The organism is Streptomyces sp. NPDC005483, assembly GCF_040606035.1.
Classification (GTDB): domain Bacteria; phylum Actinomycetota; class Actinomycetes; order Streptomycetales; family Streptomycetaceae; genus Streptomyces.
Window position 1 is genome coordinate 85,747 of record NZ_JBEXEA010000030.1, and the last position, 24,862, is coordinate 110,608.

At 68.4% G+C, this 24,862-nt stretch carries 22 protein-coding genes and 1 pseudogene; 10 read left to right on the forward strand and 13 right to left on the reverse strand.

Going from position 1 to position 24,862, the window contains the following annotated elements; all coding sequences use genetic code 11:
- Positions 1-51: 51 nt before the first annotated feature.
- From ABZT06_RS39145 to ABZT06_RS39190, 10 genes and pseudogenes are all read right to left on the reverse strand, one after another.
- Positions 52-423: a hypothetical protein gene (locus ABZT06_RS39145; RefSeq protein WP_355752230.1), complete on the reverse strand. Its 372-nt coding sequence runs from the start codon at positions 421-423 to the stop codon at positions 52-54.
- A gap of 242 nt (positions 424-665) precedes the next feature.
- Entirely contained in the window at positions 666-2,171 is a 1,506-nt protein-coding gene (locus ABZT06_RS39150; protein WP_355752232.1) for a DUF2637 domain-containing protein, read from the reverse strand.
- Positions 2,172-2,633: 462 nt separating this feature from the next.
- Positions 2,634-2,975, reverse strand: a complete 342-nt coding sequence (locus ABZT06_RS39155) for a hypothetical protein (protein WP_355752233.1) — start codon at positions 2,973-2,975, stop codon at positions 2,634-2,636.
- 41 nt (positions 2,976-3,016) lie between these two features.
- Positions 3,017-3,991 (reverse strand): hypothetical protein, encoded by a 975-nt coding sequence (locus ABZT06_RS39160; RefSeq protein ID WP_355752235.1) that lies wholly within the window; start codon positions 3,989-3,991, stop codon positions 3,017-3,019.
- 296 nt (positions 3,992-4,287) lie between these two features.
- Positions 4,288-4,476, reverse strand: a pseudogene (locus ABZT06_RS39165) (DUF5999 family protein); the annotation flags it as partial.
- Between the two features lie 156 nt (positions 4,477-4,632).
- A complete protein-coding gene (locus ABZT06_RS39170) occupies positions 4,633-4,911 on the reverse strand; it encodes a WhiB family transcriptional regulator (protein WP_355752272.1) in 279 nt (92 codons plus the stop codon).
- 213 nt (positions 4,912-5,124) lie between these two features.
- Positions 5,125-5,643, reverse strand: a complete 519-nt coding sequence (locus ABZT06_RS39175) for an ATP-binding protein (protein WP_355752237.1) — start codon at positions 5,641-5,643, stop codon at positions 5,125-5,127.
- Between the two features lie 376 nt (positions 5,644-6,019).
- Positions 6,020-6,643 (reverse strand): hypothetical protein, encoded by a 624-nt coding sequence (locus ABZT06_RS39180; RefSeq protein ID WP_355752239.1) that lies wholly within the window; start codon positions 6,641-6,643, stop codon positions 6,020-6,022.
- 160 nt (positions 6,644-6,803) lie between these two features.
- The gene (locus ABZT06_RS39185) at positions 6,804-7,196 is read right to left on the reverse strand and encodes a hypothetical protein (protein WP_355752241.1); all 393 of its coding nucleotides are present in this window, start codon (positions 7,194-7,196) and stop codon (positions 6,804-6,806) included.
- Positions 7,197-7,210: 14 nt separating this feature from the next.
- Positions 7,211-8,020 carry a hypothetical protein gene (locus ABZT06_RS39190; RefSeq protein ID WP_355752242.1) on the reverse strand — a complete coding sequence of 270 codons (810 nt, stop codon included), beginning with the start codon at positions 8,018-8,020 and terminating at the stop codon, positions 7,211-7,213.
- Between the two features lie 354 nt (positions 8,021-8,374).
- Between ABZT06_RS39190 and ABZT06_RS39195 the strand changes: the two genes are divergently transcribed.
- The 4 genes from ABZT06_RS39195 (at position 8,375) to ABZT06_RS39210 (ending at position 12,657) form a co-directional block, all read left to right on the forward strand.
- Positions 8,375-9,679 carry a GNAT family N-acetyltransferase gene (locus tag ABZT06_RS39195; protein ID WP_355752244.1) on the forward strand — a complete coding sequence of 435 codons (1,305 nt, stop codon included), beginning with the start codon at positions 8,375-8,377 and terminating at the stop codon, positions 9,677-9,679.
- 453 nt (positions 9,680-10,132) lie between these two features.
- On the forward strand, positions 10,133-11,149 hold the full coding sequence (locus ABZT06_RS39200) for an XRE family transcriptional regulator (protein WP_355752246.1): 1,017 nt from the start codon (positions 10,133-10,135) through the stop codon (positions 11,147-11,149).
- Positions 11,150-11,173: 24 nt separating this feature from the next.
- Complete coding sequence (locus ABZT06_RS39205; protein ID WP_355752248.1) at positions 11,174-11,737, forward strand: isochorismatase family cysteine hydrolase; 564 nt, start codon at positions 11,174-11,176, stop codon at positions 11,735-11,737.
- 29 nt (positions 11,738-11,766) lie between these two features.
- Complete coding sequence (locus ABZT06_RS39210) at positions 11,767-12,657, forward strand: oxidoreductase (protein ID WP_355752250.1); 891 nt, start codon at positions 11,767-11,769, stop codon at positions 12,655-12,657.
- Positions 12,658-12,698: 41 nt separating this feature from the next.
- Here the strand turns inward: ABZT06_RS39210 and ABZT06_RS39215 are convergent, their stop codons facing one another.
- Positions 12,699-13,502, reverse strand: coding sequence for a hypothetical protein (locus ABZT06_RS39215; RefSeq protein ID WP_355752252.1), 804 nt, complete (start codon positions 13,500-13,502; stop codon positions 12,699-12,701).
- An 835-nt stretch (positions 13,503-14,337) separates the two neighbouring features.
- On the opposite strand from ABZT06_RS39215, the gene ABZT06_RS39220 reads away from it, so the two are divergent.
- The 6 genes from ABZT06_RS39220 to ABZT06_RS39245 all read left to right on the forward strand — a co-directional run bounded on the left by ABZT06_RS39220 (position 14,338) and on the right by ABZT06_RS39245 (position 23,150).
- Entirely contained in the window at positions 14,338-16,563 is a 2,226-nt protein-coding gene (locus ABZT06_RS39220; RefSeq protein WP_355752254.1) for a hypothetical protein, read from the forward strand.
- Positions 16,564-16,992: 429 nt separating this feature from the next.
- The gene (locus ABZT06_RS39225) at positions 16,993-19,260 is read left to right on the forward strand and encodes an NACHT domain-containing protein (RefSeq protein ID WP_355752256.1); all 2,268 of its coding nucleotides are present in this window, start codon (positions 16,993-16,995) and stop codon (positions 19,258-19,260) included.
- Between the two features lie 326 nt (positions 19,261-19,586).
- The gene (locus ABZT06_RS39230) at positions 19,587-20,207 is read left to right on the forward strand and encodes a hypothetical protein (protein WP_355752258.1); all 621 of its coding nucleotides are present in this window, start codon (positions 19,587-19,589) and stop codon (positions 20,205-20,207) included.
- A 58-nt stretch (positions 20,208-20,265) separates the two neighbouring features.
- Positions 20,266-21,150 carry a hypothetical protein gene (locus ABZT06_RS39235; RefSeq protein ID WP_355752260.1) on the forward strand — a complete coding sequence of 295 codons (885 nt, stop codon included), beginning with the start codon at positions 20,266-20,268 and terminating at the stop codon, positions 21,148-21,150.
- Between the two features lie 100 nt (positions 21,151-21,250).
- Positions 21,251-22,054 carry a DUF6042 family protein gene (locus ABZT06_RS39240; protein WP_355752262.1) on the forward strand — a complete coding sequence of 268 codons (804 nt, stop codon included), beginning with the start codon at positions 21,251-21,253 and terminating at the stop codon, positions 22,052-22,054.
- 724 nt (positions 22,055-22,778) lie between these two features.
- Complete coding sequence (locus ABZT06_RS39245) at positions 22,779-23,150, forward strand: hypothetical protein (protein WP_355752264.1); 372 nt, start codon at positions 22,779-22,781, stop codon at positions 23,148-23,150.
- 296 nt (positions 23,151-23,446) lie between these two features.
- On the opposite strand, the gene ABZT06_RS39250 is transcribed toward ABZT06_RS39245, so the two are convergent.
- Positions 23,447-24,097 carry a DCL family protein gene (locus tag ABZT06_RS39250; protein WP_355752266.1) on the reverse strand — a complete coding sequence of 217 codons (651 nt, stop codon included), beginning with the start codon at positions 24,095-24,097 and terminating at the stop codon, positions 23,447-23,449.
- Positions 24,098-24,154: 57 nt separating this feature from the next.
- Positions 24,155-24,862 (reverse strand): hypothetical protein (locus ABZT06_RS39255; RefSeq protein WP_355752268.1); only part of this gene is annotated, 708 nt, incomplete at its 5' end.

Here is a 24,862-nt window from a genome sequence, read left to right on the forward strand (position 1 = left end):
TAGGGCCGGGTCGAGTTCATCTCTCCCCCGGGTGAATGAATGGGTGAACGATCACCGTGTGTGACGAACAGTGATCTGCTGGAGGGTGTCGCTCACCTCGCGCCAGGCGCGGTTGGCGACCACCGGATCGACCCGCTGCAGCACGCCGCGCAACCGGTCCAGACGCTTGGTCGCGCCCTCCTTGGGCGACCGTTTGTCGGCTCGTTTGATCTCGCTGGTCCAGTACGCGGATCCGTGTGCCGAGTGGCGGTCGGTGGTCCGCTGGAGGAGGTCGACGACCTCGCGCCAGACGCGGTCGGCGACGGCCGGCTCGGCGTCCTTCAGCAGTCCGCGGAGCCGGTCCACCCGTCGGGTCGCGCCCGCTTTGGGTGACCGCGCGTCCGCCCGTCTTATCTGTTTTGTCCAGTACGCGGTTCCGCCCACGTTCCTGTGTCCCTCCGTTCGATCGTTGGTTCAAAATGGGTCAACACGGCCGGGTCGGCTCGCGGTCCGCGATCCCGGTCACCCGGCCGCTGTTTGTGCTGGTCACCACCCGATTCACCTTCCTGACAGGCAGGTTGGGTGAGAGGGTGGGACCCGGCGCTTCGGCGCCTTCACCGTGTCCCCGAGGTGTTGACGTCATCTCGGGGGCCGGTGGAACCGTCGAAGCAGCGCGTTTGTGCAGGTCACTGCTCCGGGCGGTAGCCCTCGCGGAGCAGGTCGACCGCCTCCTGGCGGTACTTCGAGGCGGTGTCGGTGGACGACACCGCGGTCTCGCGCTGGATGTCGGCGAGCAGCACCTGGTTGGCGTCGCCGCCAGCCGCGAGGATCATCCGGGCGACCCTGCGGACCGCGCGCTCACGCGGGGTGAGCTTCGCTGCGTCCTCGATTTCGACCGCGTGCCGCTCGATTTCGGCGGTGGCCAGACGCGTTTCGGCTACGCGCCGATCGGCTTCGGCAGCACGCTCGCGGGCGTCCTGCGCGTTGGCCTCGGCGACGGCCTTGCGCTCCTCTTCCTCCGCCGCGCACCGGGCGGCTTCGACAGCGCGGCGGCGCGTTTCGGCGGCGTCCAGTTCGACTCCGGCGGCGCGGCGATCGGCTTCGGCAGCACGCTCCCGCTCCTCGGCCTCCAGGCGAAGGGCCTCCGCCTCGCGGGCCTGGGCCTCGGCGACCAGAGCCGAGCCGAGCGCCTTCTCCTCCAGCTCGGCCGCCCGGTCAGCGGCGCTGGCCTGGGCGCGGGCACGCGCACGGGCCTCGGCCGTCTGGCCTTCCACCCGGGCGCGGACCGCTTCCAGAGCGCCATCGGCCTCCAGACGCTCGGCCTCGGCCTCCTTCAGCGCCACCTCCCGGCGCGTCTCCGCCGCCAGGCGCCGGCGCTCGGCTTCCTCCGCCCGCTCCTCCGCCTCGCGTTCCTGCTGGTCAGGAAGCGCGAGCGCCTCGGCAACGGTGTAGCCGTAGGCGGCCATCTTCATCGGCAGCCGCTCGTCCTCGCTCGCCTTGCTCAGGTCGCCCTGGTGCTTGCGCTTGAGCCACTGCTCGTAGGCGAGGAGGTCCTGCTGACGCCGGATCATCTCCGGGTAGGAGGCGATCCCGTACAGGCGCATGCGGCGGTAGAAGCGGGGGGTTGCCAGAGGGCTGAGGATCCAGCGGTGCAGGGGGATCCCGTCGGCCGCGGTGCCCGCCTGGAGCCGCGCCTTCTTGATGAACAGCCGCCGGGCAGCTTCCACTCCGATCACGAACAGCAGCGGCATGACACCGTGACTGGCCGATTTCACCAGGTCAGCGCCGATGCTGCCCTGCGAGCTGGCGTTGAACCAGATCGTGGCGGCCGTCATGGCGTGCGCGGCCATACGCAGCACCGGCCACGGGGTGTTCTTGTAGATGAGGTACAGGTCCAGCGCGAGGAACGCGATGATGCTCGCGTCCACGCCGACCGGGAACCACGGCGCCAGGCGCTCGCTGAAGCCCCAGCTCAGCGCGACCTTCGCGAGAGTGCTGTAGGACATCGCGAAGCCGATGATGCCGACCGCCGTGCCGCCGCTCGCGGCGAGGAACAACAGGGCGGTCATCAGCCAGTCGCGGCCGGGCTTGATCGGCCGCTGCGGTGCCGTCTGCGAAACGAACTCCTGCGTATCCGAAACGGCGGTCGGCGGGTGCGAAACGGTGGTCTCGGGTGCCGTCGTGTGCGGCACTTCAGTGATCGTCATGGGGGCCTCCGGAAGGGGCGGTTCAGGGTGTGCGCGAAGCGGCGGAGGCCGCTCCCGAAATGCGGACGGCTGCTCCCGAAACGCCGGTCGGTGGAGCCGAAACAGGCCCTGAGGGGAACGACGCCCACCCGGACTCGGCCGTACTGCATGGCCTGCCACCCGCGAAGCTGGTGGCGGTTCCGGGAAGTCCTGCGAGGCGGGCACGAAACTGCCCGCGCCTCCGGCAGGGTGGGCACGAAACTCAGGGCGCAACGGGGAACTACACGCCGGGCCCGGTACGAAGGGGGATGGCCGTACCGGGCCCGGCAGCACGATGGTCGACCTCCCACGAGGGAGGCCGACCGTGGAGCGCGGGATCGGGGGAGGGTCCCTGCAACTCCCTGCCGTTCCCGGCGGCTTGGATCGCCGGGAACGACAGGCAACTCAGGGGAGGGAGCCGACGGGTGGTCACCCGGCTCGCCACAGGCCGTCCTTGCCGCGGATGTAGCGCACCATCGAGAAGGTCGGGCCGAGTTCGTTCTCGCCCCTCACTTCGATCGTGGTGACGTCGCCGCTGGCACCTCGGCCCAGGGTGCCGCCGAGCACCATGGCCCGGCGGCGCAGTTGGTCGTTAGTGAGTCCTTGGTCGCTGTTGGCTTCGGCCCAGTACTGCTGCTCGGGTGTGGGGGTTCGCCCGGCGGACCGGAGGCTGCCGAAGAGCTGCTGGAAGAACGGCTGCTTCGGGTTGGCGGCCAGCACGAGCGCGGTGCCGCCGAACAGCACCATGAAGAGAAGAAGCACGATCGGCATCACAAATGCCCTTCCATGGTCGGATCTGCATGGAGTCGCGATCAGAGGAGGGCCGCCCAGGTCGAGGCGTACTCGTCGATCTCAGCCTCGGTGACCGAGAGCTTCACTGCGGCGGCCCTGAGGTTCGAGCAGAGCTGGAGGAAGTCCTCGGGCGGCTCGACCTCCTGACGGCGCATCGCCGCGCACCGTCCGGTCGCCATGGCTGCGAGCAGCCGGGCGTGGTGCCGGTGTGCGCCCTTGGTGTCCAGGCCGTGCTCATCCGGGGCGGCCGTCGGGTACAACTGGCTGTCCGCGATCGGCTGGCTGACGACCCTGATGAGGGCGGGCTCGGTGGCGGCCATGCTCGTGATGACGCAGTCTCGGCGGGCGGCCTGCTCGGTTCCGAACGCCGCGATCGGCCGGTCCCGGTGGAGCACCAGGTGCACCTGGCTGCGATCCGGCCACGGCACCTGCACGGGCAGCAGATAGAGCGAATACGGCATCGGCCCAGGCATCTCGGAGCAGCTGCGGTCCTGGCACCAGCCCTCCGGGGGAGCGCCGTCGGTATGGGCCTGGCGCACGGCGGCCTCGCTCCAGCGGTGCACGGACCGGATCTGCCCCTGGTGGACGTAGACGTGCACGTAGGGTTCCGTGCCGTCCTCGCTCTCGGCGCCGGCCGGCTGTGACTCCGGTTCGACGGGGGCGGTGGGGGACGTGCTGTAGGGCTCGCCGCTGTGCAGCCGCTTCACGTCGAGACCGAGGCCCTGGGCGTGGCGGACGAGTGAGGCGGCGATGTCGAGGATGGCTTCCCGCTGCCGGGCGTCCGGCTGAGTGAGCGTCGCCGCGATCTCCGCACCGGCCTTCCGGGCGTCCGCCAGGTCCTCGGCCGTGCGCGCGGCGCCCTTCCTCTCGTTCCGCGCGATCTCCAACTTCTTGCGGAGGTCGGCGAGTTCGGTTTCGAGGCCGGGGATCCTCTCGGCCTCCGTCACCGCCTCCTGGAGCCGGCGGTGGGTGCTGCTCGTGATGACACGGAGCATGTGCTCCCCCTTATACCTGTGGCCGTGCCGTCCGGGCTGTCCGGCTCTCTTCGACCCCGTCCGTGCCGGCGCCGGGCCGGGACGGACGGGGGAGGCAGCCGTCAGACCGACGGGTGGTCGGCGGGAGCGTCGGCGCGGTCGGGGTCTGGGGCCAAGGCGAACCGGTGCATCGCCGCGGCCGCGCTGGTCTTCCCGCGACCAGCCGTGCCACTGATCAGACGCTGGGTGTCCACGAGGTGGATGGGGAGCGACGCCAGTTGGGTACGGACCGCGCCCTGGAGGGCGGCCGTGTCGGTGGGCCGGTGCGGGGCGATGACCCGTCCGTCGGGGAGCAGCTCGCCGGTGTCCTCGAAGACGAGGGACCCGTTGCACAGCAGGCTCCATCCCTGTTCCGGGCGACTGGCGATGACGCGGGCAGCGTCACGGTCGGGGCTGCCGGCGGGCGGGCAGGGCGGGGTGTGGTTGCACCGGGTGTTCGCGACCATCGAGATCTCCCTGGGGATGTCGGAGGAGTACGGGTTCGGGAGCGGCCGCGCCAAGGTCTGGCGCGGCCTGGTCCCTGCGTTCTCCGCCGCCACCGGGCCAACGAGGGGCTGGTCCGGTGGCGCCCGGGCAGCGCAGGGCTGCAGGTGGCGAGGCCGTCAGGCGCTGGCCTGCCGGGCGCGGTTGCGGGCGGCGCGCCGCTTCATCTGGCGGCGCTCGTCCTCGCTGAGCCCGCCCCAGACGCCGTGGTCCTGGCCGGACTCGAACGCCCACTGAAGGCACTGGTCCATGACCGGGCAGCGACGGCACACGGCCTTCGCCTCCTCGATCTGCAGCAGCGCCGGGCCGGTGTTGCCGATCGGAAAGAACAAATCGGGGTCTTCCTCGCGGCAGACCGCGTTGTGCCGCCAGTCGACGCCGGCCTCGGAGGCGGGCATGTGGGCAGCGGACAGACCGACGAGGTCCTGGACGTTCTTCATGGGGCCCTCCGTTGAAATCGCAGACTCAGGCAGCCCCAGGAACGTGGAGTCCCTGAGGCTGTTGGGGGATGGGGAGCGGGCGGGCGGTGATCTCCGGCGCAGTCGGACGCGAGGGGCTGCGCCCGAAGGAGCTGACCTTCCGCGCGCCCGCCCTCCCGTACGGCGGCGGTGCTACTCAGCTCGGCTGACGCGGCACCTGATCATCTTTTCGAAGGACGGCTCCGTCGACGGCTCGACGGACCAGCCGTCCGTGACCGCGGCGAGGATGCCCAGGCCCCGGCCCGACTCCGCCTCGTCGCTGTCCAGCGCGGCGTCACCGCGGTGCGGCTGCCCCGGGACGGTGTCGTGGACGATCACCTCAATGCCCGGCGAGCCAGCCAGTGCGGCGTACACCTCGACGACCAGGGGGACATCCGCGTTCGGGGCGCTCGCCCGCACCGCGTTGCCCACCAGCTCGGAGACCACGAGCTCCGCGGACTCCGCGAGGCTCAGGTCCGCGCCGTACGAAGCCGGCATCGACCGGGTCAGCCGGCGCACACTACTGACGGCCTCGCGGGACGCCGTCAGATCAGCGCGGAACCCGCGCTCGCGCTCGCTCACCATCAGCCCCGGCACCGGGTTGGGCGGCAACGGCATCTCGTCCACGGCCACGGCGTGCAGAGTGCCGGTGCCGTAGACGGTGGCGGTCACCGCGTCCCACCCCTCTGGTCCAACTCCTTGGCGCGGCGCAGCGCCTCGTCCTCCTGGCTCGGATTGCCGTCCCCCTGCGCACTGATCGGCCTGGGGGATGTCATCATGTTCTCCAACAAGGTCGTGTTCCTCTCGCGATGAACGACAAGCGACCGACAACGGCCCCGGGATGCACCCCGGGGCCGTTCTCGTTTTTCGGTTGTTCTCGGGCTGGGTTGGCCTTCCCTGGCGGAGGCCAACCCAGCGGGGGCTGCTGACCTGATGAGGCCCTGCTGCCCCCTGCCATCGCCGCACGTCACACGGGCGGCGATCACAGGTAACGCAGGAGCGGACAGTGGGGACAGAGCTGCGACGGTCGGAAGTTGTCGGCCATCACCTAGAAGGCATGCACCCCGACAGGCTGGGTCTCGTACAGGTCAATCGCCTCGCCGAGTGCCTTCCACAGCCGGTCATTGCTGCCCCACATCGGATCGATGAGGGTGACCTGCCGGACGGCGTACAGGAGACCTCGGCCCACCGGGCCCAGGTGCCCCCACTCGCCGTGAAGCGTCGCCACCGACTTGGACGCGCCGATCTCGGTGCCGTCGACGCCATCGATCCGCTCTACGGCCTGGCCGCCCAGCTCATCGCCGTCGCGCACGGACCGAACCAGAAGTGTCAGGCCGTGCACGTCGGCGACCCGGGCGAGAGCCCCGTACAGGTCCATGTCGAAAACGAACCCGAACACGGCGGCCCGCCGCTCCCGATGGCTATCGCCGTCCTGCTCGATCCCACCCGGCATCGCCGTGTGGATCAGATAGCCAGCCCGGTTCGTGCGGGCCAGCACTTCGTCTTGCGGCAGCTCGGGGTCGAGAGACTCCACGTAGTCGGCCATCAGCTCGCACAGCTCGGGCCACGACTCGGCCCGGCGCCACGCCCGGCGGTCGGCGCGCTCCTGGCGCCAGCGGGCCGACATCACCCGCGGCCGCGGGCAAGCGTCGGGGGTCAGGGTGCTTTGCATGAACCAGTCCTCCTTAGACGGGAAAGCTGGGTTGGCCTCCCCTGGCGGAGGCCAACCCAGCGGGGGCCGGTGACCTGATGAGGCCCTGCTGCCCCCTGCCTTCGCCGCACGTCACACGGGCGGCGAAGGCAGGTAACGCAGGTCCCACGGTGCTCGGCGATCAGACGAGGAGGCTCTCGCGCCGCTCGTAGCGGTCCAGCGCCAACTCGAGGTGATACAGGATCGGTTCGGCCGCCTCGCAGTACTGCTCGTTCTGGCAGGCCTCACAGGAATCCAGATGCTTGGCGGCGACCCGGATGCAGTCCATGTAGTCGATGACCGCCTGTTCCGCGACCGTCGGCCCCGACGTGGGGATCAGCTCCAGCCGCGTGACCGTGATGTCCTTGCCGGCCAGGCCCGTGAGGCGGTCCGTGAGCCGCTTGGCCAGCGCGTCCTTCGCCACCGGGTGCTTGACCGTGACCCTGCCGCTCGATCCGCGGTAGGTGCTCTTCCTCGCGGCCGGGAAGGTGACGGCGAGGCCGAAGTCGTACGTGCCGGGTTCGACGTTTTCCATGGAGCCCCTCCGTGTCAGCGCGAGACGTGGACCGGTTCCAGCGGGACGCTGGTGTGGTTGTCCGGGGAGTCGGTGCCCGCCGGGCGCTGCTCACGGACTCGGTCGGTACGCCGGACCGCGGGCCCCACCCGGCGCCAGTCCGACGCCCGCCGACCGGCGAGACGACGATCACGGCGACGCTCCCAGGCCTGCTCTTCCTGCTGCTCGCGGACCTGCTGACGTTCCACGTCCTGGCGGGTCTGCTCCGTCCAAGCCTTCCGCTCCGCCAACTCGTAGCCCATCAGGCAGAACTGGCCCTTCCTGCAGTCGGCACAGGCGACACGATGACGGGCGACCGCATGCAGCGCGCGCTCCAGCGCCTCCAACCCCGCCCGGCCGGCCTCGCGTTGGGCCAGAACCCGGGGCATCCGACACTTCTTACCGCCAGAGCAGATCTTGCAGCTGGCCTGGTGCCGAGCGATCGCCTGCCGCGCTCGCTCAAGCGGCAACGTCTGGCCGGTGTAGGGCAAACGGTGAAGCGCCTGCCCCGCCGGAGTCGCCGGCTTGTGGAACTGCTGCGTACTCCGGCGGGCACCAGCCTCCAGGGCGCCCTCGACCAGAGCGGCACCCCACTCCTCGACGGTCATGTCGAAGACGATGCGCCGCGCGCTCCCCGAGCACCGCTTCCCGGGCTGCGGGTAGTGCGGCGTCAGGAGGTTGCGTTGGATCGAGTGCCAGGCCTCGCACTCCGGGCAACGCAGAGACGGAACCTCGCCTTCACGGAGGTTGACGTTCTGGGGCCGGACGTCGCTGAGCCGGTACGGGGGGAGCTTGCTGACACGCAAGGCGGGCTCCTTGGCGGGGGAGTGACATGGGCTGCGTTCCCTGCCAACCAGGAGCCGTACAGCGGGAGTTCGCTGGTCGGATCGTGGAGGACAGGCAGCGCAACTGCTGTCGGGCTGCCCTGCTCAAACCCGTCGGGGGACATCGTGTCGACTCTGTGGTCGGTCACCCCGGCGCCGCATGTAAGCGATGGCGAGCAGGCTGCGCTATTCGAATGGCGAGATCAACTAGTTGAAGTAGATTGACTAGTCAATGCCCGATGAGATGATGCTGACACCCTCGGCAACTGATCGTCAAGAGGAAAACCGAGATCGGATAGATTGACTACTCATTACGCCCACCTGTAGATCTGTCTTATGGCAGTCAGCGGGAGGCCTCGAGCCCTCTACCAGCGCATCGCGGACAAGATCCGTACCGAGATCGCCCACGGCACGCTCGGACCAGGCGCACGTCTGCCGACCGAAGCAGAGATCGCGGCCGAGTGGGAGACCACTCGGTCGACTGCTGTTCAAGGGCTGAAAGTCCTGGTGAACGAGGGGCTGATCATCAGTGACCGTCCGCGCGGATACTTTGTCCGCAGCCGTCGTCCCATGGTCTACCGCCCCCAGGCGGAGTTCTCGAAACGTCCGCTGTCTCCCGAGATGGACGCCTTCCTCTCCCAGATGACGGAGGACGGCCGGGAAGCCAGCCAGGACATCGAAGTACGAGTCATCACGCCCAGCCCAGAGATCCGCGATCGGCTCCGGCTGCGCGAAGGCGAGCTCGTAGCTGTCAGGCGTCGTGTGCGGTTCGTTGACAACGTCCCGTACAACACAAACGACTCCCACTACCCGCTGTCCCGGGTTCAGGACACCGAGATCATGAACCCCGACGACATCGCCCGCGGAGCCAACACCGTGCTCGCCGAGCTTGGTTACGAGCAAGTCCGCGCCTTGGACGAAATCCAAATCCGCATGCCAACCCCTGAGGAAGCGGACCGACTCCAGCTCGGCCCGGGGACACCGGTCGCCGTTCACGTCTGCACCGGTTACACCGAGGACGGCACGCCGGTGCGCGCCGTCGTCAACGTGCTGCCAGGAGATCGCCACGTCATCACTTACGAGCGGAGCCGACCCTCGCTCGGCTCCGACCCGGTGATCCGCCCCGCCGCCCAGGAAGACCTGGAGACCATCGTCGACCTCTGGAATCACGCCGCTTCCTGGCTGCGAGATCGGGGTAGCGACCAGTGGCAGTATCCACCCCGCGCAGAACGCATCCAGGAGAACATCGCCGCCGGCGAGTGCTGGATCGTCGAAGACGACGGCCTGCCCATCGCCACCGTTACGGTGGACGACCACGCGGACTCCGACTTCTGGAGACCCGAAGAGGCTGCCGAACCGGCCCTTTATGTACACCGCATGGCCGTGCGCCGCGACGTCAGCGGTTTGGAACTCGGCTCCGCCATGCTCGACTGGGCAAGCCAGCGTGCCGCCGATCAAGGCAAGCGGTGGCTGCGTCTTGATGCGTGGAGGGATAACGGGGGCCTCCACGACTACTACAGCTCCCGCGGTTTCACTCATGTGCGAACTGTCGAAGTCTCTGGCCGCCAAAGCGGAGCCCTCTTCCAACGCCCGGCAGGTGAGGAACGTGGGATCGGCCCCACGCTGACGCCTGCCAGTTGATGCAGAGCCCTGCTGCTCGAGGAAGCAAGGCCTGCCCTCACACGACGCCGGGAGGCACGGAGTGACGAGGCGCAGCGTGACAGCACCATTGCCCAAGTGCCAGGAACGACCGTTGAGTCGACCTTGCAGGCACGTCCTCGGCATGCAGCCCTCCGACCGATCGCTGAATGATTGGTTCCGTCACCAAATAGCTTCCGGTTCATGGACTGTGAGCGAGATGCCCCCGCGTAGCAGTGGCGTGGACCTAGCGTGGCAATACGGCCTCGATTGCCTGGCCAAGCAACCGTTTGGGGGTGTGTAGTGATCGCTGTGGATCAGTGGACAGGCGAAGAGGGGCTGCTGCTGCGGTCGGTGAAACGCCAGTCCGTCCGTGCCTTCGCCGCCGACCTTGGCATCAGCCCACGGACGGTCTCCAACTGGCGGAAGGACCCAACTCGCGAGTGCCGTCCCCAAATGGCACAGATTCTCGACACGGCTCTTGCCCAGTGCACGCCGGAAGAGCAGGAAGCGTTCCGCTTCCGGCTGGCGGCACAACGTGGGGAGCCTGTTAGTGCCCAAGGGATTGAGCTCGCCCAGCCAGCGCCCTGCACCGTCGTCTCGTACAAGTTTCTGCCGGTATACCTGGGGGAGCGACTCAGTTCGCTCTACGCTGCCGGCGCGGCCCGGCCGTCGGGCCCCGGAGGCCTTGAGCAGAGAGTCCTGCCCGGGGAGCACCGGACGGCACACACCTCCACAGTCCACGTCTTCGCGTGCGGGATCGCCCTGGCGCTCCTGGAAGAGCACCACCGCGTCAATTCGCTGACCGAGTTGGCGCTGTGGCGTTACAGGTCATACCTGATGAATCGGGCCTGGGCCGGTCAACGCATTACGCGCCTGTTGGAGCAGCACAGCCCTGTCGGCAAGGCCGTCGATCCGTCGCCGGACCCCGAGTACGTCCTGTCCGTGTACGAGCTCCGTGATCACTCATGGACGAAGACAGGACTCGACCCTGCCCTGCACTTGTTGACGACTCCGTCAGTCCTCGTCAACCGGCAAGACCCGCACAACATCAGGCCTCTCGGCGCCGGTGTTGAAGACGCGAAATTCCGCGAAGGCTGGGCGCACCCGGAAGCCGTGGCCTTCGACGGCGGTGCGTCGAAGGGAGTGGCCGGCTGGTCCGGAGTGTCCTATCACCCGCAACCGGACGAGCGTGCCCTGACGACGAGCCAGATCGTTGCCCTGGAGTTGGACGTCCAGGCGCTCTGGGCTCTGTCGTCCCACATCCTGCGCATGATCGAAGAAGGGCAGGACCCAGTGATGCCCCCGGCGTACGGGTGGCGTTTCCTGCGCGGCGCGTATGTCCGGCTGACGACGGCAAGGCCAACGGAAACCGCCCAGCATCGGGTAATGCGCGAAGCCATCCTGGCCACCAGTGAACTTCCTGATCGGCTGCGCGCTGCCCAGGAAGCATTGCGAGACAGCAACCCATAACCAGACAAATGGAAGGCGGACTGGGTGAACCCTCGTTCGACAGCACTGCTGGTCATCGACGCGCAGCAGGGCTTCGTCAACCAGCACAGCCGTGGTGTTCTGCCCGCGATCGCGCGGCTCGTTGAGGGCTGGCGAGCAGCTGGCGCCCCCGTGGTGTTCACCCGCTTCCACAACAAACCAGGTTCGCCGTACGAAACGATCACCGGGTGGACTCGGCTGCGCTCTCCCGAGGAGCAGGCCCTCGCCGCCGACCTCGTCCCGTTCACCGATTCCGCGGCCGCCGTCATCGACAAGGACCAGGCGTCCGTTTTCACGCCCGAGGGATCCCAACTCATTCGGGATGCGGGATGGACTGACCTGGTGCTGTGCGGAATTGACACGGACGCGTGCGTGTACGACTCGGCCCGAGACGCCTATCACCATGGGCTCCGGCCGTGGCTCGTCACTGACGCCTGCGCCTCCACCGGAGGGCCGCAGTACCACGACGCAGCGCTGCTGATGGCCGCCCGAAACATCGGTGCGAACCACCTGGTCACCAGCGACGTCGTCTTGTCACGGATCAGCGAAACACCGGGGGCTCAGTCGTGAATACACGGTCATGCGACACAGACGTCCTCGTGGTCGGCGCCGGCCCGGCCGGGGTGGCGGCCGCGGTCATGGCAGCCAGCCTCAACCTGCGGACCATGGTCGTCGAGGCCAGCTCGGTGGGCGGCAAGCTGCACCGGATCGGCGCCCTGGAGAACGTCCCCGGCAACTGGTCGACCGGCCCCCAGCTCGCCGATGCCCTGGCCGCGGACCTTGCACGCCTGGAGAAGGCCGGGCGATGCACAGTGGTCCAGGCCCTCGCCGCGGAGGTGAGCGGGCACGAATACCGTGCCGAACTCGCCCTCGGCGACGGACGTGTCCTCACCGCGAACTTCATCGTCGTCGCCACCGGCGTGACCGATCTGGCCCCGGCAGACGCAGGGTGGATTACCGCTTCCGCCGAGTTCTCCGCTCCACCGCTCTGGCGCGCCACTCCGCAGGATCTCACCGCGCGAACCTACGTCCTCGGCGCTGATCGTCCGCTCGGAACCTGGCTGCGAGCGCACCAGGATGTGACGACGACACTGCACGTGCTGTGCCCACCGGCCGACGCATACAAGGCAGCCGAAGTCGAGGCCGACGGCCGCATACGGCTCGTGCCCATCTCACACGCAGCAATTACCAAGCCCACGTACGGAGGCGGCTGGACGGTCGAGGTGGAAGGCAGCGATGGGACCAAGACCACCTACGCCGCCACGTCAGTACTCAACAACCTCGGCAACAAACCGGCAGCTGTGGCTGGGCTCGTGTCCGGAAATGACGGCTACTGCCCGCCCGACAAGCAGCACCGGCGCATCCGGATCGCCGGCGACCTCAGGTCTGCGCGCTACCAGCGCATCACCACCGCACAGGGATCGGGCGCCGAGGCCGTGCTCGCCTACTACTACGACATCACGCTGTCGCACGCAGGCGGGATTCGATGACCCTCCCGAAGTGCTGGGCACCACGATCCCGCCATCAGCGGTCAGTTCGCCCCAGCGGCGAACGGAGCCACCAGGTGCACCTGCATGCGTTCGCGCAGTTCAGGCTCCTGCCCGGTGGTACCGAGTGGGCGAAGGGCGTCCAGAGCAGCGTGAAGCGTGGCCGAGTCACGGCGCCAACGTTTCGGAGCAATCAACTTGAGTCTCGGTGCCTCGGAAGGGGCCATAACCTGACTCATACAGTCGATCGCCGGCACCAACCCGAGGTTGTGGGTGAAGAGCAAAACGGGCTTACTCGCGATGAGCGAGCGGAGCTCAAGGCGCGCTACGGGGCCGAGGAGGTGCACGCGGCTGCCGAGACGTTTAGCCCGGCCGATGACGACGAGGCCGTCGAGCTGGCTGGCAAGCGTGTCCCAGTCGTAGGAGTCACCCTCGAACGCCGTGCGGTAGTGGAGAAGTTCAACGCCGTCTGGCAGGTCCTCGGCGATGCGCTCCAGCAAGCGCGGCCAGTTCGAGTCATTGACCGTCTTGGGGCTGGCACTGACATAAACGCGGACCGGAGTGCCAGGACAGCGCTCCGCAGCGATGCGGTTCATGGCCGCGACATATCGGCGTCGCTGCTCAGGGCGAGCGAAGGTCTCCACGTCAAGAGGATCGTCCTGCCAGGGCTTCTTCGTCGCATGCATACCGTTCATCATGCCCGCACGACGCCACTGGTGTGGAGCGGGGCAGGCCATCGGCTGGTTCTGGCGCTCCGTCAGGAGACGCAATCCCATTGGCGACACGAACGGTACCGGGGTGTCGCCGAGGGATCGCCGAGGGGTACCGTGTCCGTGAATAAGATCCATACGAACATGGTTAAGCCCCGCGAGGTGGTGCTCCGGGGCACGGCCGCAGACCTATCCAGGGAAGGTCTCGACATGGAGCAGGGTACCCGTACCCTCCGACAGACACACTCCAAGGCACCCGCCGTGGCAGCGATGACCCGTGCGTCGCTCCGGCTGGGTGCCTTCTCTGTCTTCCCGCGCCAGTCCGGCTGCGGATGCACCTCCGCCCCGGAAGGGGGCGAGATGTCGTAGTCGTCTGTGGCGGCGCCCGTTGATCGGGACTTCGAGCCGCCGGGACGCCCGGCCACCCAGGTGATTAGCGGTCACCTCGGCTACGGCATCCCATCTGCCACCGGGCGGGCTTAGCGGGCCCTCCCGAAGGTTCTGCTCTTCCGGTTAGCGGCCGGTCGAACAGTTCGAACTTGGTTCTGCAGCGAACCACGAAGCGCCGAAGAGGCCTTCGCTATGCCCACCTCGATATCGAAGCGAGGCACGACCCAATGTTGCAGCATCGTGCTGCCCTTTGTCAGCCCATCCATGCCCGGATGGCGCATTTTGTGCCGTCTATCCGGTCACAGTTTCCCCTTCAGGTGGCCTTTCCGCCGTGCCAGCGGACTGTTGCTGCCGCATGTGCGCGGTTCGCCGGGGTGTCCGGGTGAGCGCCGCGGCAGTGCCCGCCGCCCACCGACGGTTGCCGAGACGTCGTTGGCTGCACGCAGTGCCAGAGGTGGCGGGGCCAGCTGCGAAGCGCGGTCCGGGGCATTCCCTGGCACTCGGCCTGGATGCTCGTTCTCGCTTGGCGGCCGCTGTACGGACGCTGTTGGACAGTCCGGGCCTTGAGGAGGCGGCGGACCCGGTGCGGCTGGCGGTGGTGGTGCTGGCTTCCCGTACGCCGTCCGAGACCGGCGTTGTGGAGATCCGGGCTCGTGAGCTGGGCCGGTGGCTGGGCCTGTCGGTGTCCAGGGTTCGGCATGCGGTCGTGCCGGGTCTGCGTCGTTCCGGTGTGGTGGATGTCGAGACGCTGGCAGGCGAGTTCGGCGAGGACTGGGGGCTGACTTGCCGTGTGCTTCCGATGTGGGAGGCCCAGGACAAGGTCGGGCATCCGTTGCGGTTGATGAAGCCGGAGCTCGCTACCCTGCTGCGGCTGTTGGAGGCATTGATGGCGCCGGGCTGGGCGCACCGTGACGGGCGGGTGACGCCGGCCGGGCTGCTGGGTGCCCGTACGGGGCATGGTGCGGCGGCGGATCGGCTCGCCTTGCTGCTGCTGGTGCTGGAGGCGGGGGAGACGGGGCGGGTGCGGCTGTGTGGTGGCCGGGTAGACAAGCGCTACGGCCGACCGGTGGCGACTTTGGCCCGGCTGCTGGGGCGCTCGCTGTCGCAGGCGGAGCGGGTGTTGGAGAGGCTGGAGGGCGTCGGATTGGTGGAGCGCCCGCGGCGGCAGACGGTGTCCGGCATGCGCCATGTGGCGAGGCTGGTGGTGCCGGCGGTTGCCGCAGCGCACCGCGGCCGTCAGGGAAGCGCGGGTGTTGCTGATGACCATGTTGTTGGAGACCTCGCAGGTACGGCATGGCCTGGTGAGGGCTCCACGCCTCCGAAGAAGCCACAGGCCAGCGAGGTTCACGAGGCTGACGGGACTGGCGACGGAGACCTCGCGACGACGACATCCCTTCACACTGATCACTCTTCTGTGGCTGATGCGTCTTCTGAAGTTACTGGTGGTCTGGGGTTTTCCGGCTATGCCGATTCGGGGTCCTGTGATCGGCCGGAGTACGCGTGCGCGCACGAGGACCAGGCCGTGAAGGCCTCGGTTGCTGTGTCTCAGCGCGCGCTCGGTGGGGATAGCCCGCTGCGCGGGGAAAACCAGGGAGAGAGTCCAGGCGGGGGGTTGCCGACGGGGGGTTCGGGGAGCCGGTCGCGGCTGACAGTCGTGGATAGGGCTCGTGGACAGCAGCAGCAACAGCAGCGGGTTGCGAACCTTGGTGATCTTCGTTTGCAGATCGCTTTGGCTCCGGTGGCCTACCTGTGGGGTCAGCTCCGTCGCGGTCAGCAGGCCGTCGCCGTTCGCGCTGTTGAGCGGGCCCTTGGGGACCTGTCCGGGATCGTGGAAGCGAAGGCAGCGCCGGGCGTGCTCGCGGCCCGGCTCGCCGACCGGCTTAAGGAGGTCGGGGGCGAGGCCCTGGTACGAGATCCGATGGGCTGGCTACTCGGTCGGGGCCTGGTCCAGCGCCCTGCCTGCCCAGACCTGAGGTGCGACGACGGCATCCGCCTGGACTCCGGTACCGGCTGCCCGACCTGCGCAAACATCGTCCACATCCGGCGCGCACTACGGGCTCAGGTCGCATCTCGGGTGGAGGCCGAGATGCAGGGCAGCGATCCGGCCGCGCGCCGTGCCGAGACCGAGCGACGCCTGCGTGACGAAACCGCCCTTGATGAGCAGCGGGCGCAGGTCCGTCGGGCCCGGACCGCGCGCGAGGTCGAACAACGTCAGCAGGCGATCGCGCGGCGCCGTGCCCTCGAGGAAGGCGCGGAGCTGGCCCGGAGGCAAGCGCCGTGTGCAGACTGCGGGTTGCCCGGATCAGCGGGGTTGTGCCCGGGGTGCTCCTACCGGCGGCGTACCGAGGAGCTGGTGCGGGAGGCGATCGACCTGGCGGTCGCCGCGCGGGTTGACCTCCTGGACGCGGACGCCGTCGACGAGCTCACGCAGCAGTGCGAGGCGGACACCCGTGCCCTGCTGCATTTGGCGTGCGAGCGGGCCTGCGGTCCGGACGCCGATCCGGCGTGGGCAGCGTTCACGGCGCCGGAGGTGGCGCAGCAGATCCGGGACGAGCGGCGCGCGGCCGCGCTGCGTCGGCTGCTCGGGTCACAGGAGGCGGTAGCGGAGGCCGACGCGGCGTACGAGGCGTGTCTTCGGCTCCGGGGCAGAGGGTCCGAGTCCGCTGCTGAGGAGGCCGCGGACGCGGCGGGCCGCCGTACTGCCGAATTGCTCCTGCGCCAGCGCCTGGGTGAACTGCATGCTGCCCGCCGGCGCGCGGCTGCGGCACCTTTTGCCGCAGGCAGGGTGCTGGCCGATGCGGCGGCGTAACCCGTTACGCGCGTCTCGTGGCCGATGCCGACGCTTGGGAGTTGTTAGCCCCTGCCGCCAGCGCCAAGCTCCCGCCCTGGCTCCACGAACGTCGCGAATACCTTCGACCCGATCGCGCTGGCGCGAGGGACCTGCGGGCTAGGCCAGCGTCGATCTCCCGCAGTTGGTCCCGCAGTATGTAGCCTCGCCCGCCGCAGGCCTCCGGTCTGCTGGGTGGCGCTCGGCACCGTAGCGCGCGCCCCCGGCGTGCCACCGATGCCCGGCTCTGTGAGGAACGTGTGCCCTCGCGCAAAGCGTCCACGGAAATGAGAACCAAGGGGTGGGCGCGTCATGGCTAGGTTGCAGCATTTCACGGGACTGGACTGGCTGAGGTGGGCACTGCGGTTGGGCGCGGGCGGCTGGTTGGCCTACACCCTTGCAGTCCATGGAGTGGCCGAGGCCGACCCCGTGTCCTCGGTTCTCTCGCTCGCGATCGTCTTGCTCTCGCCGTTGATCCAGGAGCCCGCGGCTAAGCGGACCTTGGATGACATCCTGCCCGAGCTCCGCAAGGACATCAGGGCGTACTGGATAGATGAGCGCGACTGGCGTGACCTGACTCGCCAAGTACTCATGCCCGTCACGTTGACCAATGTGTCCCTCAGTCCGCCAGCCGCTCTGCCGATGTGCGCCAGCTTGTGGTCTTTCCAGGAGTACGGCGAGAAGGTGGCCCACCTGCTCGCCGCGGGAGGCATATCAAGCCGAGCCATGATTTTCGGTGACGCGGGGGCAGGGAAAACGACCTTCGCCGTCATGCTCTCCAGCGAACTGGCCAAAGGGGAGACGTACATCCCGTTGTACCTTTCCTTGGCCTCCTGGAGCCCGAAGGACGAGGAATTCCCGGACTGGTTCGAGCGGCAGGCACTCACCGAGCACCGCAGGCTCCGGGAAATCATGCCCACGCCCCGGCCTCTGCTGCGGGAACTCCTGATCAGCAACAAAGTACTCCTCATCCTGGACGGCCTCGACGAACTGCGGGACGGCCAGGCGCAGGACGCGGCCCTCAAGAAGATCCAGCGCTGCATCTCTGCCGACCTGCCCGTCGTGCTGCTTACCCGTACCGATCCCACCCTGCCGTTGCTGCCCGGAGCGCAACACCTGCGGCTGGAGCTACTGGAGAGCCACCAGGTCATCAACTACCTGGACACTCTGACCGCAGAAGTCGTCTCGGACGCGCTGGTCCCCCAAGAGCACCGCGACGCCTGGCTGGAGGTCCGCAACGAGTTCGCCAGCGGCACGTTGCCCGCCCTGAACCACCTGCTGAGCCGACCGCTGTACCTGGACCTGCTGGTGCGAACTGGGCTGAGGGACACCTCGCTGCCCGGCCGGTTGCTGCACGCCGTCCGGCAGGCGAGCGACGGGATCGAGGAGGGAAAGAAGGTCCTGTACGCCTCGTTCGTGGACGATGTGCTCGATCACCGGTTCCACGATGCCCCCCGACGGGCCCGCAAAGCGCGGCGGTTGGCCATCCGCATGGCCACGGAAATGTCGAAACCGCCCACAGCCCGGACGATGGCGTGGTGGCGCTTGTACAAGCGGGTGCCGCCGGTCGTGTTCGGGGCCGCGATGGCGCCCCTCTCTGCTCCCGCCTACCAGCTGTGCCTGTTCATGCCGGCAGGCCTGACACGAGGCTTCGCCCTGGGCGTGATCACCGGAGTCGTCCTGGGCATGTGTCGGGGGGTGGACACCAGTAGTCCCGCCTGCATCAAGGCCGCGGTGGCCAGCACCAGCGCGGCCGTCATGGCTGTCGGAACCGTCTGGGTCGGCTGGCGGATCGCCGCCGTAGACACGGTGGAGATCGCGCCCGTGGTCGGTCTGGTCTTCGGGGCCCGGCTCCACCTCGCCGCCGGTTCGTGGCGTCATGTCACTGCGCTCATCGCCGGCGCAGGTGCCGTCAGTGCGCTGATGACCTGCGGCACAGCTGCCGTGTGGGCACCTGGCGCCGATCCGCCGCGCAGCCTCTTTGGCGTCTTCATGGCGGTGAGCATGGGGCTAGGCGTGGCCACGGCATCCGCGCGGCTGCTGACCGACCCGCATGCCGATCTGCATCCGGCCACTGCCACGTTCCGGTGGCAGGGGAACCCGCTGCCACATCTTGTCGCCGCGGGCACCGCGGCCGCAGCCGTAGGCGCGGCGGGAGGATTCGTCGGAGGCTTGTCCCACGGGCTGTCCCACGGGCTCCATGTCGCAAAATTCTTCGGCGTGGTGGGCGGCCTTGGCATCGGCCTCGCTGGCGGAATCATCCGGTGGCTGAATCAGCCGGGGACCGAAGAAATGACCGCCACACCACAGCGGCTGTATCGCCATGACCGTGCGCTCGCCGCGCTGAGCGTGCTCGGCGTTGCGGCGGGCGCTACCGCCGCGCTGGCGGTGATGGATGCCTTCTTCCGACACTTCCTACACTCGCTCAGCGGCAGTTCCTTCACCCCCAGCCCGGTGCACGGCATCCTCTTCGGCGCCACCCTCGGGGTGATCGTCGCTGCCTTCAACACCGCGTGGCCCAACTACGTGGTCTGCATGATCTGGTTCACGGCCCGCTACCGCATGCCGTGGGCACTCCTGCGCTACCTCGACATATTGCACACCTGCGGCATCCTGCGACAGAAAGGGTCCTACTACAGCTTTCAGGCGGAAGGTCTCCAACGGCATCTAGACCAGTGATGGCTAGGCGAGTGCCTAGCTGTGCAGCGCTCATCATGGCGTCCGTCGGCCCGGTGCACGGCCGATCGTCACCCCTCCAGCCCAAGCTGTTCCCCCTGCTGAGGGACGGACGGCGCAGCCGAGTAGACAGCAGCCCCGCCGCGCCGGGCAGGGTGCTACCCGCGGCTGTCGGTGTGCTGGCGTCGCACCGCGGTTCGTGACGAGCCCGGGAAGAAGTCGGGGTGGCACCCGGTCGGACGAACACCGGTGACCTGGGGGCATCGCCCACGTTGTCCTACCGTGCCCGCCAGGCGAGCGTGCCCCTGGGGGCTCTTCGGGAGGTAGTGGTGAGGCGAGCAGTGCCGCCGGCCGTCCGTGAGCGGGCCCGCGCCAGGAGTTGCCCGAACTGCCGGGCCGCGCCGGGGGAGAAGTGCGCGCCCGATCGGGCCGGCCGCTCCCAGCTGCACCGCGGGCGGATCTCCGATGCCCGGCGCGCACTGGAGCCCATGCCGCCCCACCGGATCCTGCCGCCGGAAGCGGACCGCATCTACATGGAGCTGGACCCGGCCGACGCTGACACGCTGGTGGTGTCGTGGCACAAGGACGTCCTGGAGGCCTTGGTGGCTTCCCCGTACGAAGCGGCCGTCCTGTTGTGGCTGGCCCTGCAGGAGGCGGAGGTACTCCAACCCGGCGGCCCGAAGATGAACAACTTCGGGCTGGCACTGATCCTCATGCCGCTCGACTTCTTGACCGTCGGCGAGGTTCACGAAGCCGTCGAGCGACTCACCGCACGAGGATTCCTCGAGCGAGCAGGCCAGGACAGTGTCTACATCGACCCGGTCGCGATTCGCGTGATCGACCGGCGTGAGTTGCCCGCCCAGTTCCGCATGGACTGGAACGCAGCGAAGGCCAGCGCGCCGAACCCCGGGCCGCCTCCTGAGGCAGCTGCGGAGACATCCACCGGGTGACGGACGGACGTTCCGGGCGTCACGAGGACATGCTCGATTTTCATCGGAGTGGAGGGTCATGCCGAAGAAGCGGAAGAAGGACCGGAAGGCGCGCACGCGGCGCGTACCAGGTCAGGCCGCGACGGTCGCTGAAGTCGAGGAACTCCTCGACGACGGGGAGTGGGACGAACTCGAGGCCGATGAAGAGCGCGACATTTTCCACTGGTTCACTCAGGACTACCCCACACCTGCCGATGCGGTGCAAGCAGCATGCGCGGGGGAGGAGGTGGAGTGGCACGGTCGCGTCGAGGGCGGCCTGATGCGGCACCGCGTACTCGGCGGCGAAAACCCGGTCGTTGAGCAGGCCGTCTTCATGGACGGCTTCCTCGCCTCAGCCTCCTGCTGCGGCTGGCTCCAGGCCCAGGACACCGCGAAGGCGGAGCGTGGAATCCTTACCACCCTCGCTGAACTGCACGAAATCTGCCGACCCGTTCTGGAAGCGGAGATCCGTACGATCCGCGCTGACTATAGGGCGCAAGAGCTGCACCCTTTCGCCGAGGAAGCAGTTGATGACCTGCTGGGCTTTCCCAGGTTCGGCCTGCGCGTCACCTATCCCGCTCGGGAGCTGACCGACTGGGAGCAGACCCGCGATCCGGCTACCTGGAACATGGCGCAGTGCTTCTCTTCCTTCCTGGGATACGACGAGCAGATTCCAGAACTCGGCAGGGACGCACTGGTCGCCAGGCTCCAGCTCAACGGTGTGCCGGCGATCCGATGCGTGCGGTGCGGCGTGCCCCTCACCAATCAGCATCCCCGGTGGAACGGGGTATGGACCTGCCCGATCGCGGAGATCGGCACGCTGTGCGAGGTCTCGTCCGACGCCTACGACCACGACGGCACCTACATGTTCACCGACCGCGACTTCGGCCACCCCCACCAGCCCGAACACAGTCTGCTGACCTGACGTCGCTCGGCTGCCCGGGCGTGCGGGCCGCCGAGCGGATCACGCCGTTGGCACCGCCACGAGCCAAGCCACTGACCACGAAGCGCGGAGGGAATCCCACATGACGGCCGTGTCGTTGCCGGACGGGTCGCAGGACCAGCATGAGCGCATCCACAGCGTGATCGGCGGCGGCTGGTTGCGCGTGCCCCCGCCGATGACGGGACTGCTGCTGATGGCGCTGGCCAGCAGGAGGGAGCCTGTGACACGGGAGGACTTGCGTCCCTTCCTACGGAACAGCGCCAACCCCTCAGGTGACTGGAAGGCCTCCTGCTGGGACGACGGACACGAGCGCGACGCCGAGGAACTGGCGGATCTGGAGGCAGCGCGGACGACCGCTGCTCGATACGCAGCCCACTACGAGCTGCCGCCGGTGTGCACCCTCAGCGACATGCTGACTCTCCTGATCGCCGCCGGGCTCGTGCGCGAGCTTCCCGGCGCGGACGGTCAGCTCCGTCTCGCCGCGGCATTTCCGCTGCCGGGACCTCACGAGGTCTTTCCTTTGGACGCCGAGGAGCAGGCGGCGCAGGGCTGGCTGCGGCGACACAATGCCTACCACGGCGACGCAGCCGGGATCATCGCCCTGTTCGATCCGTCCGGAGTGCGAGGGCAGGAGATCACCACGAGCCTTGACCGTCTGGCGCGGGTGATCGACGGGCACCCGCACGATGCACGCGAGGCCGTGCGACTCCTCCTGGAACAACAGGACTTCACGACTGCCGCGGACATCTCCGCGCTGCCCTCGCACAAAGTCTTCCGGCTGCGCTGCGACTGGCCCGGGTTCGACGCGCACCGGATGCGCGTCCGGCGCGGGAGGGAAGGCCAGCTCTCTGTCACCACCGCTGCCGAGAGGGGCGACAGCGCCTGACAAAGCCCTCGGGCGTCGACACGGAGTGGGAGGACAGGGGACCAGGGCTCAATGTGGGCGAGCTGCGCCCCGCAGCCGTCCAGCAGCACTCCGCACCAGAAGGTGTCGTGCCTATGGGCCCGGCGGAACACGTCCAGTTCGATCGCCTCGACCGGCAGTACAACCGGCACGTCCGAGTGATCGTCTCCGATCACAGCCGTCTGCACCAGCCGGGTGTCCCGCACCACGACGACCCCCAATCGCCCCAGGTCAACCCGCGATAGACCGGCGCGCGGCGCGGCCGACAGGGAATGTGGGGGGCGGGCTCATTGCTGTCGTCGCCGAGGCGCTGTCCACCTGCTCCGAGAGACCTCCCTTGCGCTTTGCGCACACCCTGTGCCACTCTCTAGGTGTGCGCAAAGCGCACATCCAATCTGCGGGTGGAACCAATGCCGCCCGCACACCACCGTGGACCGACCAGGGAGACCGATCATGGCACTGTTCAAGGACATGACGAGGCGATGCGGATGGCTGTCACGTCATCGAGGCGACGCGCCCGGAGACCGAGCGCATCATCGCCCAGGCGCAGGCTGAACGGAAGGCCGCCGAGAACGACGACGAGTAGGGCGCTCCCAGCACCCTCCCGCGAGGCGCGCCCCACTGCGGCCTCCGTGCAACCCCCGTCCACAGCGGCCCCTTCCCTTCCACCGGCAGGGGCCGTACCGCCGTCCAGCAAGGACAGACTGTGTCTGTGTATGTGAATAAGACCAGCGGCCATTCCGCAGAGATCGTCTGGGATCCGAAGAACGATGATCCCCAGGGCCACATCGCTAGGGCCTTCGAGAGCGACCAACTCGCGTACGCGCTGGAAGCCCTCGGCGATCCCGACGAGGTGGGGCTGAAGGGTCTGTCTCCGGAGACGGCACTGCACGCCACAGCGCTCACCGCCCAACTGACCGCCCTCCTGGAACGGCGCTCAGCCATCCAGGTCGTCCTGCTGCGCGACGTCCATAAGTACTCGTGGCGGCGGATCGCCGCTTCGGTCCTCGACGACGCTGAAAAGCAGTCGTCGGTCCGGCGGATGTACGACTCCGGCCGGCGCCACCTGGGCCGCTGAGCACCCTTCGCCCCTGCCAACCCACCAACGAGGAAAGGGAAAAGCATGTCCGAGGAGACGTCACCTGAGGTGATGGAGGCTCTGCGCCGAGCGGCCCTCGAGCAGGAGGAGGCCGAGCGACAACTGGCCGAGGAGATTGCGCGGCTGGCCCGAGAGGGCAAGTAACCCCCTGCCGCTGGCAGGTCCGGTGATGACGGGCCCACGCCGGATCTCCTGGCGTGGGCCCGCCTCATTGAGTCCGTGGGTTCCGCGAACGGGGACCCCTGGGCCCGGATTACCTGAGCCAGTGGAGTTAGTCACCTGCGAGGGCGGCGCAGGTTCTCCTGCGACGTCAGCAGGGCCAGGACCGCGTGCTCGCGGTGGTACTCGCGCCATCGCTCGGCCAGTTGGCGGTCGGCGAACTGCCCTCGGCCCGGGTTGCTCGACGTTGTCAGTTCGATCGCGTCCCAGCCGCCGGCGTCTGCGGCGAAGGCCGCGGCGAGGTCCGCGAACGACGGGCCCCGGTAGTAACTGACGTGGGTGTCGGTGATGTCCAGCGTTCTGCCGGATTCGTCCGAGACCAGGGTGTTGGCTGCTGCCCGGGCCGTGAAGTAGGCGGTCACGTTGGCCTCGGCTTCGACGCGCATCGCGGCACACACCTGCTGGCGGTAGCTCGGAGGCTTCAGGCAGGCCAGGTAGGAGAAGTCGATCCGGGAGCCGTCGGTACGGATCACCTCGAAGCCGGGGTAGGGGCCCGTGAGTGGCGGCGCGATCGCGAAGGCCTCCACGCCCACGCCGATCTTCTCGTCGGCTTCTTCGTGCATGTCGAGAAGGTCCAGCAGGAGCAGGTGGTCCTTCTCCTTGTCCACGATGCTGCCCACGCTGTATCCGTACAGCACATCGCGGACAGCTTCCTGCGCGGCCTTCTTCGACGGGTACTCCTGGGATCCGATCCTGAACTTGGGCAACGAGACCTCTCCCTCTCCTCTTCCGTGTGTGGCAGTGCTGCCCGCCCGCGCTCGGGTCTATTCGGTCTCGACGAGCTGCCCCGATGGGTTGACCCGGCACTGGAAAAGGTGGAAGGGGCCGCCGCGTTCGGACAGAGGGGTGGGGTGGTCGGTGAGCTGCAGTACCCGCTGACGGTAGCGCCAGCCCGTTCCGTACTGAGCCCGTCGCACCCCGGCCGGGTTGGTCTCCCATTCAGCCAGGTGCTGGACAAGGGCCTCAAGCGTCTCCCCGTCCCGGGGCGTCATGGCCGGGGAGTCGGGTGCCTCCCTCAGGACGGCGACGATGGTGTGCGCGGTCTGGGCGCTGAGCCAGGTAGCCGGGTCCGCGTCGGCGGCACCGGTCCGCAGTCGCACCAGGGTGTTCTCCAGCGGGTCGGCCGTCCACGGCTTGCTGCTGGCGAGGGCCGGCTCGCCAGTCAGCCAGTCCAGGAGGACGCCGCACTCGTGGCCGTTGAGTCCGACTCCCTCCACGCCTGCGAACAGGGCGTGGAAGATGCGCAGCAGGACGTCGCGGCGGCGGGGCTGCTGTCGACGCTGGACCAGGCAGTGCCAGCACAGCCAGCCGATCGGCATGTAGGGGAGGTCCTCTGTGAACGGCGGGCGGCCGATCAACTCGCCCGTAGCGTAGGCATCGCCGCACAGTGCGCACGTGCCCGGCGCGCTCGCGCTCTTGACCGACCGGGGCCGGGGCAGCCGGCCAATGCCGCCCGGCCGGTCGACCCGGGT